At 48.5% G+C, this 11,157-nt stretch carries 12 protein-coding genes; 6 read left to right on the top strand and 6 right to left on the bottom strand.

What is annotated here, in order from left to right; genetic code table 11:
- The coding region (locus BM082_RS16825) for a transposase (RefSeq protein ID WP_139218801.1) at positions 1-554 on the top strand (554 nt) is incomplete at its 5' end.
- A gap of 48 nt (positions 555-602) precedes the next feature.
- On the opposite strand, the gene BM082_RS16820 is transcribed toward BM082_RS16825, so the two are convergent.
- The 4 genes from BM082_RS16820 to bepA form a co-directional block, all read right to left on the bottom strand.
- Positions 603-998 (bottom strand): DUF2069 domain-containing protein, encoded by a 396-nt coding sequence (locus tag BM082_RS16820; RefSeq protein ID WP_017008992.1) that lies wholly within the window; start codon positions 996-998, stop codon positions 603-605.
- Between the two features lie 67 nt (positions 999-1,065).
- Entirely contained in the window at positions 1,066-1,647 is a 582-nt protein-coding gene (gene wrbA / locus BM082_RS16815) for an NAD(P)H:quinone oxidoreductase (RefSeq protein ID WP_017014256.1), read from the bottom strand.
- Between the two features lie 15 nt (positions 1,648-1,662).
- Entirely contained in the window at positions 1,663-2,013 is a 351-nt protein-coding gene (gene arsC, locus BM082_RS16810; RefSeq protein WP_074927841.1) for an arsenate reductase (glutaredoxin), read from the bottom strand.
- 148 nt (positions 2,014-2,161) lie between these two features.
- Complete coding sequence (gene bepA, locus BM082_RS16805) at positions 2,162-3,619, bottom strand: beta-barrel assembly-enhancing protease (RefSeq protein WP_017008995.1); 1,458 nt, start codon at positions 3,617-3,619, stop codon at positions 2,162-2,164.
- Positions 3,620-4,051: 432 nt separating this feature from the next.
- Here bepA and BM082_RS16795 point away from each other — a divergent pair, with 432 nt between their 5' ends.
- From BM082_RS16795 to BM082_RS16785, 3 genes are all read left to right on the top strand, one after another.
- Positions 4,052-4,273, top strand: coding sequence for a sulfurtransferase TusA family protein (locus tag BM082_RS16795; protein WP_074927839.1), 222 nt, complete (start codon positions 4,052-4,054; stop codon positions 4,271-4,273).
- A gap of 13 nt (positions 4,274-4,286) precedes the next feature.
- Positions 4,287-5,375 carry an AI-2E family transporter gene (locus BM082_RS16790; protein WP_017008997.1) on the top strand — a complete coding sequence of 363 codons (1,089 nt, stop codon included), beginning with the start codon at positions 4,287-4,289 and terminating at the stop codon, positions 5,373-5,375.
- 100 nt (positions 5,376-5,475) lie between these two features.
- Positions 5,476-6,999, top strand: a complete 1,524-nt coding sequence (locus tag BM082_RS16785; RefSeq protein WP_017016920.1) for an FAD-dependent oxidoreductase — start codon at positions 5,476-5,478, stop codon at positions 6,997-6,999.
- 80 nt (positions 7,000-7,079) lie between these two features.
- Here the strand turns inward: BM082_RS16785 and bcp are convergent, their stop codons facing one another.
- Positions 7,080-7,550 carry a thioredoxin-dependent thiol peroxidase gene (gene bcp / locus BM082_RS16780; protein ID WP_017008999.1) on the bottom strand — a complete coding sequence of 157 codons (471 nt, stop codon included), beginning with the start codon at positions 7,548-7,550 and terminating at the stop codon, positions 7,080-7,082.
- A gap of 323 nt (positions 7,551-7,873) precedes the next feature.
- Between bcp and dapA the strand changes: the two genes are divergently transcribed.
- A complete protein-coding gene (gene dapA, locus BM082_RS16775) occupies positions 7,874-8,752 on the top strand; it encodes a 4-hydroxy-tetrahydrodipicolinate synthase (RefSeq protein ID WP_074927837.1) in 879 nt (292 codons plus the stop codon).
- 18 nt (positions 8,753-8,770) lie between these two features.
- A complete protein-coding gene (gene bamC / locus BM082_RS16770; RefSeq protein WP_074927835.1) occupies positions 8,771-9,796 on the top strand; it encodes an outer membrane protein assembly factor BamC in 1,026 nt (341 codons plus the stop codon).
- A gap of 86 nt (positions 9,797-9,882) precedes the next feature.
- Here the strand turns inward: bamC and BM082_RS16765 are convergent, their stop codons facing one another.
- Positions 9,883-10,986 carry a phosphoribosylaminoimidazolesuccinocarboxamide synthase gene (locus BM082_RS16765; protein ID WP_074927833.1) on the bottom strand — a complete coding sequence of 368 codons (1,104 nt, stop codon included), beginning with the start codon at positions 10,984-10,986 and terminating at the stop codon, positions 9,883-9,885.
- Between the last annotated feature and the right edge of the window lie 171 nt (positions 10,987-11,157).

Genomic DNA, 11,157 nt, shown 5'->3' with positions numbered 1-11,157 from the left:
CTCAAGCGAAAAAGAAGTGGGCAGATGCGCCGGATACACTGGAAGCCAGACTCATTACCACCAAGGTGAAAGGGAAAGAAGTCAAACTGTTGACTTCCATGACCGACCCTAAGCGTTACATAGGTGCAGATATCGCAGAGCTCTACAGTCATCGCTGGGAAATCGAATTAGGTTACCGAGAGATGAAACAGTACATGCTTCAAAATAGCCTGACACTAAGAAGTAAAACGGCGGCGTTGGTCAAGCAGGAGCTTTGGGGGATGTTGCTTGCCTACAACCTGCTGCGTTTTATGATGTGCCAGATGGCGTATTCCTTGAATACGGTAATGCCATACCAAATAGGTTTTAAGCAGGCATCGATATTTTTGGTGAGTCAGTTGCAGATGCTCCCGGCAGTCGCGCCCGGAAGATATCCAGAAGTGCTCAGGTATATCCTCGATATGGCAGAGAGCTTTGTGCTTCCAGAGAGGAGGGAGAGGACATATCCAAGAGCAGTAAAGAAAAGGCCCAGTCGCTATGCGACCAGGCCTTCTAGAAGACGTAATTCAGCTTAATTCACATGCATTAGGCTAGAAGCCTGCTTTTTTTGATCCTGCGATTGTCTATTTCTCTTCGTATCGCGCTTTTTCTTCTTTCTCTACCATCGACAGTTTTTTCAGGCCAATGCCGAGTTCTTTGCCTTTCAATTTGGCGTAATACGTGTTGCTGACAAATGCGATGGACGTAATGACCAATTCAATAAACGCTAACCAGCGCTCACCTTCATCCACGATGAGCAAGGTGAGTGCGTGGAGAAAGTAAAACATCAAAACAAAGTTTGCCCACGCATGGGTATACGCGTTACCGGTAAGCATGCCTTTCATGGGAAAAAGAAGCGGCAATAACCATGCAATCGTCACTCCCATCGCGTTAACGTGAGGGTGAGGGGACAGAACGCCGTGCCAAAGGATTACCCAGCCAGTTAAAGCAAGGTAAGACGTTAGTGCGGCAATCCTCATTGTTGAGGGGGAAGAGAACAACGGATAACTCCTTTTATCGGTATATTGCGTATTTACGCGTTCATTTTTATGGATGTAATTTTGATGCGATGTCGGCTAAGCGCTTTCCGCCAGCAATGGCGAGTGCCTTTTCATCAGTGTCGGGGTGGCGACGCGCTTCGCTGGTTAAATGAGAAGGGCCATACGGTGAGCCTCCTCCCGTTGTCGTGTGGAGCGCCGCTTCTGAATGCGGTAAGCCAACGATAACCATGCCGTGATGAAGTAAAGGCAGCATCATGGATTGCAAGGTAGTCTCTTGTCCGCCATGCAACATGGAGCCGGAATTAAAAACCATCGCAGGTTTACCAATCAATGTGCCGGCTAACCATTCCTTGCTCGTACTATCGATAAAATGTTTGAGCGGGGCGGCCATGTTGCCAAAGCGGACAGGGCTGCCCAGTGCCAAACCCTGACAGGCTTTTAAGTCTTCAAGGGTAACGAATGGATCATCAGCGGTAACGGCTGGCTTGGTTTCTCCCGCAATGGACAGTTCAGGCACTGTGCGTAAACGCGCGACCGCACCGGTGGATTCGATACCACGAGCGATAAGCCTTGCGACGTTACGCGTACTTCCATGTCGGCTGTAATACAGCACCAGAATCTCAATCATTACGGGTACTCACGCTTACAGAATATCAAGAACGCTTTCTGGCGGACGGCCCATTGCCGCTTTGCCATTCGCAACCACGATTGGGCGTTCAATGAGTTTCGGGTTGTCAGCCATGGCTTGAATCAACTGTGCGTCGGTAACTGACGCATCACCCAGATTATGTGCTTTGTAGATATCTTCTTTCACGCGCATCATTTGACGCGGAGAGTCATAGCCCAGCATGTCGAGTAAAGCGGTGAGTGTTTCAACTGATGGAGGCGTGTCAAGGTAAGCGACGATTTCAGGCTCAATGCCGCGCTCAGTCAACAGCCCAAGTGTTTGGCGGCTCTTTGAACAACGTGAATTGTGGTAAATAGTGACTGACATGAAAGCTCCTTTGAATAAGTACTGACAACGGTTGCTTGCAGGCAACGCTGTTATTTTTCGGCCATGCACTTAGGCATGGCCGTTTGTTAGGAATGCGTTGGAATCTACGGCGACCGCGTGTTACCACACCGTGTTTCGAAACAACATGCTACCGCTGCAACGCATTAAAGCGTGATTCTTCAACGCGTAGCTGATCTATACGTGCATCGTAGCGGGCTTGATCAAGGCTGCCAAGATCAACCAGTTGGCTCGCTTGTGTGTAATTGTTAATGGCCTTATGCCAACGGCCTTGTAACGCATAGAGTTCACCTTGTGCAGCCAAGGCACCAGCACGATCGCCGTGGCTATCAGAGGCTTCTTGTAACAGCGACCAACCATTGGTGTCCGCCGGGTAACGGTGCGTGTATTTCAACAACCCAGAAATGGCTTCTTTGAAGCGTCCAGCGTTGACCAAGGCATAATCTCGGTTTAGTAGCAGTACAGCATTGTTTGGTTGTGTTTCCAGCGCATTGTTCAAGCGGCTGATCGCGCTATCATATTTTTTCTGATTGATGTCGAGATCGGTGGCAGCGTCCAATAAGAATGGATTGTTAGGCTGTTGTTTTAGCAGTGGTGTCAATAAGGCGGTCGCTTTATCAAATTGGCGGCTGTCGATATACACCAAGGCTTTACCGTAATTCATGGATTGTTTCAGTGCTGGTGATGCGCGTTTGCTTTGGCGCTCGAACCAATCAAGTGCTGCGGCGCTATCTATGCCAGCAAAACGCGCAATCACACGGGCGCGTGCTAGCTGGTAATTTGGGGATAAAGGAACGCTTTGCTGCGGATACTGCTGGGCACGAGAACGAGAATCCGTGATACGAGAATCAGGCAATGGGTGCGTTAACAAAAACTGAGGTGGCGTTGACGCAAAGCGGTACTGATCGGCCATGCGTGTAAAGAAGGTCGGCATAGCATTCGCGTCAAAACCAGAACGCGACAGGGTTTCAATGCCAATACGGTCTGCTTCTTTCTCATTGCTACGCGTGTAGTTAATGCGGCTTTGAATTGATGCTGCCGTTGTTGCTTGCGCAGCAGCGATACCTGCCTGCGGCGCTGCGATTGCGAGTAACAGCGAGCCGACCAATGCAGCCATGGTGAGTGGAGATTGACGTGCTTGTTGCTCCATGGCACGAGCAAGGTGGCGTTGGGTTAAGTGCGCAATTTCGTGCGCGACAACAGAGGCTAATTCGCTTTCTGTTTTTGCATGCAGAAATAGCCCAGTATGAAGCGCGACGTGACCACCAAAGAAAGCAAAGGCGTTAATATCACGGTTACGGATCAGAAAAAACTCAAAAGGTGTTTTAACATCATTAGCATTGGCCAACAAAGATGCACCCAACGAAGACACATACTCTGATAACAGTGGATCGCTCACAATCGGCTGACTACCGCGCAAAATGCGCATGTATGCGTCGCCGTATTCGATCTCTTTTTCGACGGTGAGTGTGCCTGCAGCGGCAGTACCAATATCAGGTAGGTCGCTGTATGTGGTCGCTATAGCAGGTGACGGCAAAGCGAGTGATGCAACGAGAATGCTGATTTTTGCTTTTTTAAACAGTTGCATAACGCCCGTTGGTTCCTCCAGCGTTCAAAAACGGATTGTTAGGGTCTGTTGGCCTTTGGTGGTTAAATTTTGTTCTAGATAAAAGCGTTTTAGGCGTGGCGAGGTGTATGATGCATAGCTCTCTAAGCAAATAGACCTCAACAAAGCATAAAACGCTTTTAGCAGAACCCTTTGGGCAGCGCTTGTGGCGACTTTCTCCTGCGTTATCCGCTTCTCATGTAGACAAGCTACACATCGAAGCCTCTGCCTTGCACAAAGTCGCCACAAACTGCTGCAAAAATCATCACCAAAGGACAAAAGACCCTAGTATATAGACAGCAAAGAGGACGACAGGTTTCCATTGAGTTTGCCGTATTGTGTGAAAGACCCAAACTACTTCTTCGTTCTGTTTAGGTATACAATGCCGACGATAATACCGAGCAGCGAGAAAGAATGGAAATTCAATCCCTTGATTTGCGTACAGAGCGCTGCCCAATGGCCTTATTATTAGCCAAAAGAACCTGTGCGACCTTGGCGAAAGACGAACAAATCGATATCGTTGTTACAGACAGTGGGGCGTTGCGCGATATTCCCCGTTATCTCGTCAATAAAGGTTTTCGCGTTACTCAACGGACTGTCCAAGACGCGACGGTGCTCACTATCACCAAAATTTAAAACAGGACAAACCATGCTAGAGATGCTTAACCGTTGGTATCAGAGACGATTTTCTGACCCTCACGCCGTCAGTCTCGTCGCGATACTTGTTGCAGGTTTCATCGTTATCTACTTCTTCGGCAATCTCTTAGCGCCCCTGCTTGTGGCCATTGTTCTTGCTTATCTTTTGGAATGGCCTGTTTCTAAATTAGTGAAATTTGGATTGCCCCGATTTGCCTCGGTGCTGGTGGTGTTGATGCTCTTTGCGGGCTTTATGTTGATGGCCTGCTTCGGCTTAGTGCCAACCATATGGACACAGATCGTCAATTTGATTGCCGATATCCCAACCATGTTTAACGATTTCCAGAATTTTGTTTCTCACCTCCCCGAACAGTACCCGGATATTGTTCAGCCATACATGGTGAACACCTTCATTGATACGCTTCAGAGCCGCGTATTGGGGTTAGGTGAAACGGTTGTGAAAAGTTCGCTGTCTTCACTGGTGAGCTTAGCGACACTTGCGGTGTACCTGATTTTGGTGCCGCTATTGGTGTTTTTCTTACTGAAAGACAAAAAAGAAATGCTGCGCTCATTCAGCGTGGTGTTGCCACGTAATCGCCGCCTGACAAACAGAGTCGCGAGCGAAATGAACCAACAAATTTCCAATTACATTCGCGGTAAAGTGACTGAAATCGTTATTGTTGGTATCACTAGTTACATCACATTTGCGCTGCTAGACCTTCGCTACGCCGCGTTGCTCAGTGTTGCTACAGGTCTGTCCGTGCTTATTCCGTATATCGGTGCGGCGGCTGTGACCTTGCCTATTTTTATGGTGGCGCTGTTCCAGTGGGGGATCAGTCCCGAGTTGGGTTATTTGATGTTGGCGTACGGCGTTATCCAAGCGCTTGATGGTAACGTTCTTGTGCCAGTTTTGTTCTCAGAAGCTGTGAACTTGCACCCTGTCGCTATCATTGTGGCGGTATTGGTGTTTGGTGGACTGTGGGGTTTCTGGGGTGTTTTCTTTGCCATTCCACTTGCGACCTTAGTGAAGGCCGTTTGGAATGCATTGCCAGCCAATGATGCTGATGACGAAGAAGACGAAGACATTGCGACGCAATCGTGAAAAAACGCCGTAAAGCGGTGATCCTAAACCCGAAAGTTTGGGTAAAAAGAGGAGACCCTAGAGGGTCTCTTCTTGTTTTAAAAGATGAAGAATTACTACAATGATGAAAGACGGTTCATATAGAATCCAAGACTACATACTGAGAGACACGATCGTGAGTGCTATTGAGGGCGCAAAAGTGGCAGAAACGGGTTTACCGTTCAAAGTAGGCATCGTGGGTGGTGGTGTTGCTGGCGCAACAGCGGCATTGAAACTGGCAGGGTTGGGGGTCGAAACCCTTGTGTTTGAATCGAGTGAGAGCCTTGTGAGTGGCCCTCCGATCTGTCACTTACACGCAGGTGGTAATCTATACCGAGAGATTTCGGAAGCGCAATGTATCGCGTTACTGGAACAATCCATTGCAACTGTGCGTGCTTATCCGCATTCCGTGAACCGTCGTCCAACTGTTATTGCGATACCGACTTCGGACCCTGGCGAGCCAGATGCCATCTTGCATCGTCTCAATGTGCTCACCGCACACTACCGAGAGATGATCGAAAGCGATGCAGACAACGCTGTGTTGGGATCACCAGACGATTACTTCACGCTTTACAGCAAAGAAGACATGTTGCGTCTTGCGTGTGCAGACTTGCCTGACGATCCCACCTCGCCAGACGAATGGATTGTGCCGGTCGCCAAGTATATGTCACTTGAACAATTCAAATACCCGCTGGTGGTCGTACAAGAATATGGTTTGAGTGTATTCAGGTTAGCGGCGACCGCTGCTTTGGGGCTAGAAGGTGTACCGAATTGCACGTTGAATTTGAAACATCGTGTCACGCATGTTGAAGAAGCGGCGCAAGGTTGGTCTATCACCACGCACAACCCTGCGGGAGAAACTCACACACATCATGTCGATTTCCTGATCAATGCGTGTGGGTTTCGTACGGGCGCGCTCGATGATTTAGCGCAGCGTCCGCGTGAGCGATGGGTGGAATACAAAGCCGCTTATCTTGCGCACTGGCCTTCACAGCCGGGCATCTGGCCCGAGGTCATTGTTCATGGCGCGCGAGGCACCCCGCAAGGTATGGCGCAATTGACGCCTTATCCTCAAGGGTTTATTCAACTTCATGGCATGACGAAAGACATTACGCTGTTTGATGGCGGTCTGGTAAATGCCGGACAACGCAGTGCGCAGCCTATGTTGCCACAATGTATGATCGACAAAGTCGATACAGGGTGGGAATGGGAACATGTGAGAGTACGCACCGAGCGTGCCATTGGTCATTTCTCTCAATGGCTTCCGGCGTTCGAAAACGCAGAAGTCGGTGGTATTCCTTTGTGTGGCGCGCAGCAGATACCGGGTGATGACCCAAGCCTTCGTGCGGCAGATGCGTCTTTTGACGGAGAGCGTTACGCGCGTATTGAATTGGTGAAAGCGTCATCTGCATTGCAAGCGACAGATCGCATTTTGGCGCATTGTGAAAGCAAAGGTTGGATCACCTTGCCTGATGGATGGCAAAAGCCTTCTCTTGCGTTAACGGCTTCTTTGCATCGGGACGCGATTGTTGAGAAAGCGAAGGAGATTGCTACGCTGAGGAACTACCCTGAGGCTTTGGCTATTCCGTTGCCTGATCGCAACTGATGTCGTTTGCAATGAATATGAAAAAGCCGGCATTCGCCGGCTTTTTCGATCTTATTGTGAGAATGTCGGCCTGAGTGGGCTTATTCGCCTTTCAGATAATTGATAACCACATCATGGTGATCTTTGGTTTTGAACTTGTTGAACACGTGCTCAACCTTACCGTCTTCACCGATGAGGAAGCTGATACGGTGAATACCATCGTATTCTTTACCCATGAATTTTTTCGGGCCCCACACGCCAAAGGCATCAGCGACGGCGTGGTCTTCATCACTTAGCAGGGTGAAATTTAATGCTTTCTTTTCTTCGAACCCTTTAAGCTTTTTCACTGGATCCGGGCTTAAGCCAAGTACCACAGTGTTCAGTGCTTCGAGCTCACTTTTGCTGTCGCGTAATGAACAGGCTTGTGTTGTACAACCCGGCGTCATGGCTTTTGGGTAAAAATACACCAGAACTTTGTTTTTCCCTTTGAACTGACTCAGCGACACCATTTCGCCGTTTTGATCTTGAAGCGTAAATTCTGGTGCAGCAGCACCGGCGGTCAGCATTTGCATATGTCTTCCTTATTGAAAATAGTCGCGTGTTGAGCGCGAACATTCTTGCATGAAAAATTGCATTTTGATGTAAGCGTACACCTTTCTTGTTTGTGTCTGAATGAAAGGCCGCCCGTTCTGTCTCACTGATGATATCAAAGCGAAAATAACGCTTTTTGATGCGTTCAGACAAATTTGGCAATCAACATTACGGTAGTCAGGACAATATCGTTCATTTTCGTGGTGATCAACCGCGCAAAGCCAGCGTTTAGACGCGGTCTCGGCGCTTGTTTTTGCAGGTCGCCAAACGTACCATGGGACAAAACGCATTTTTGGAGAAGGAAATGTTTTCAGGAAGTATCGTGGCATTGGTCACGCCGATGGATAGCTCTGGTGAAGTTGACTATACCAGTTTGAAAAATCTCGTAGATTTTCATGTTGATGCTGGCACAGATGCAATCGTTTCTGTGGGTACAACAGGTGAATCTGCAACCGTCACCGTGGAAGAGCACATCAAGATTGTTCTGAAGACGCTAGAATTCGCAGACGGACGCATTCCTGTGATTGCAGGAACAGGTGCAAATGCGACACACGAAGCCATTACCTTCAGCAAAATGTTTGCGGGTTCTGGTATCGCGGGCTGTTTGAGCGTAGTGCCTTACTACAACAAACCGTCTCAAGAAGGATTGTTCCAACACTTCAAAGCGATTTCTGAATCCACTGAGCTCCCTCAAATTTTGTATAACGTGCCGGGACGTACTGTCGCTGACATGTTGCCAGAAACCGTTGCGCGTTTATCTGAATTCGAAAACATCGTCGGCATTAAAGATGCAACCGGCGATTTAAACCGCGTGCGTGCTCACCGTGAACTTTGTGGCGAAGATTTTGTCCTTTTAAGTGGTGATGATTTAACGGGACTGGATTTCGTTGCTGCGGGTGGACAGGGTGTTATTTCTGTATCGAATAACATTGCCGCTGCGCAAATGGCAAAAATGATCAAATTGGCATTGGCGGGTGAGCTTGATGAAGCACGCTCAATCAATGACAAGATCATGCCGCTTCATACTGATCTGTTTGTAGAAGCGAATCCAATTCCGGTTAAATGGGCACTGCATGAAATGGGCCTTATTGCGGATGGAACACTGCGTCTGCCTTTGACCCCGCTCAACACCGCGTTGCAGCCTAAGGTTAAACAGGCATTGATTGACGCTGGTGTGCTGTAACGCTTCTCTGGAGATCCAATGAAACCTGTTTTTAAACTCGGCCTGTGTGCAGTTGTGGTCGCCTCGTTGGCGGCCTGTTCAAGCAGCGAGTCTCGTCGTCAAGCCTCTGATGACTTCGAGTATTTAGAATCTGCACCCTTGTCAGAATGGCAAAATTTGCCAGATCAACAGCCTGAGTTTTCAGGTGCGTATACCATTCCTAATCGTGACTTCGCAGGTCCTACTGGGCGTAACATTGATATTCGTCCACCTCAGCAAATCTTGGAGCTGATCCCTGGTGCGCGTTATGAGCGTGATGCGAAAGGTGTCACCGTGTGGATGCCGCGTGAAGAGCAATCTGAACGTGTTTGGCAAACCATCAACACCTTGATTGAAGAAAACCAAATCCCGGTGCGTACTTCGTCTATCGACGGTGTTGAAACCGATTGGTTGGTGTGGACGCTGGAAGATGACGACGAAGTTATCGAAAGCCGCTACACGGTTGTGCCCGTGTCTGATCGAAGCCGCTCTGGTTTTCGCATTGATATGATTGAGTGGAAGCGCAATGGCCAAGCCGAAGACGTGTCTGTGGACATGCGTGATCGCTACAGCGCGCAGATGACCAATATGATCACGTCCCGTTATGACGGTGATTTGCGTGAAGAAGCGCGTATTCGTGCGGCGCAGCTGGTGAAGAACATTCCAATCAGCTTGGGTAAAGACCGCAGCGGTTTGCCTGTGATCATCGCTCGCGCACCTTATGACGTATTCTGGGAGCGTTTGCCTGCTATCTTGGGGCAGCTTGGTATGACGGTTGAAGATCGTAACCGTTCACAAGGTACGTTGACGGTGAAATACAAAGCCCCTGATGATGAGTTCTGGGAAGAGATTGGTACAAAACCTCTTCAGCTCGATCGTGACAACTACGACATTCAGTTAGGTGATTTAGGTAACCGCACCTCTATCAACGTGACTGACAGTGCTGGTAAGCCGATTGCAGAAGAGCAATTAGCCAGCTTAAGCCCTGTGTTGGTTGCAGCTGTTGAGCGTTTGAACCTCAATTAATTTGAGGTCATGAATCGTTTCAAATGAAAAGAGGACGCTAAGGCGTCCTCTTTTTTTGTTTGGAGTCTGGTTTGAATGACGATGAATCAGTCAATCAGTCCATATTCTTCGCGCAAGATATCGATGATTTCTTGTTTTGGGTTTTCGCTCAAATGGATTGGCTTACCAATGATTTTTTCCGCGATACCGATGTAAGTGCGTGAAATATCCATCAAGGCTTCAACGGGCAGTGCGTTGTCTCGTGCCAAGGCCTCTCGTTCGGGCATGCGTTCTTTGTTCAGCAAGATATCCGGATCAGGAAAATGGCCAAGTAAGAACTGACGGAACCCTTCTTTCGAATTCTCGACAATGTTGCCAGCGTCGTATTCTGCCGAATCCCAAATGCGTGATGAATCAGGTGTGCCGACTTCATCCATATAAATCAGCTTTTCTTGCCCTGAGGCATCGGAGACATAGCCAAATTCAAACTTGGTATCCACGAAGGTTTGCCCAACGGCGTCGAGCGCGTTGCTGATAACACCAAAACCTTCTTTGAGGTACGTTTCATAAAGGGCAATGTCATCTGCAGACGAGAAATTGAACGCCGCAAAATTATCTTCGATGTTCTGACGCGTGATGTTCACATCATCGGCTTCAGGAACACCTGGAATGCCTTTCAAAATACCTTTGGTTGACGGTGTGATCAGCAATTCTGGTAAGGCTTTGTCTTTCTCTAAGCCTTCAGGCATCGCGATACCGCAGAATTCACGTTCGCCTTTGGCGTATGAGCGCCACATTGAACCTGTTATGTATTTACGGCAAATGGCCTCAATTTTAACAGGCTTGGCTTTTTGAACGATCCAAACGAACGGGTGGGGAATGTCGAGAATGTGGCTGTCTGCTAAGCCATTTTCTTTAAACAACTTGAACCAGTGATTCGAAATGGCGTTGAGTGCAGCACCTTTGCCTGGAACACCTTTTAAACCGCCTTCCGCATGCCAGATACAATCAAACGCTGAAATACGATCACTGATCACCATGATGGCAAGTGGCGCATCGGGGGCAACATCGTAGCCTTTTTCTTGAATGAGGCGTTGGCTATCGGCTTCTGTTAGCCAATAAACAGAGCGGACTTTTCCACTGTGAACTGGCTGGTGGGTACGAATGGGAAGATCGTCGTTAACGGCGAGAACTTGATCCGCGAGGCTCATTGAGACATTCCTATCTGTTGTTGAACGGCACACAGAAGATGGCAGGGAATGGAGAATCCTTGTGCCTACCATCCATTTGAAACGCATCATACCAAGAAGTCTTTGCTCGCTGTTAGAGAAAAAGCAAACGTTTGCCTAAAAAAATACAATGCACAGATTTACGAGGAAGCA

This window comes from Enterovibrio norvegicus DSM 15893, from assembly GCF_900115495.1.
GTDB classification, from domain to species: domain Bacteria; phylum Pseudomonadota; class Gammaproteobacteria; order Enterobacterales; family Vibrionaceae; genus Enterovibrio; species Enterovibrio norvegicus.
The sequence above is the reverse complement of the archived record's forward strand: the minus strand, read 5'-3'. Positions and strand labels throughout refer to the sequence as shown.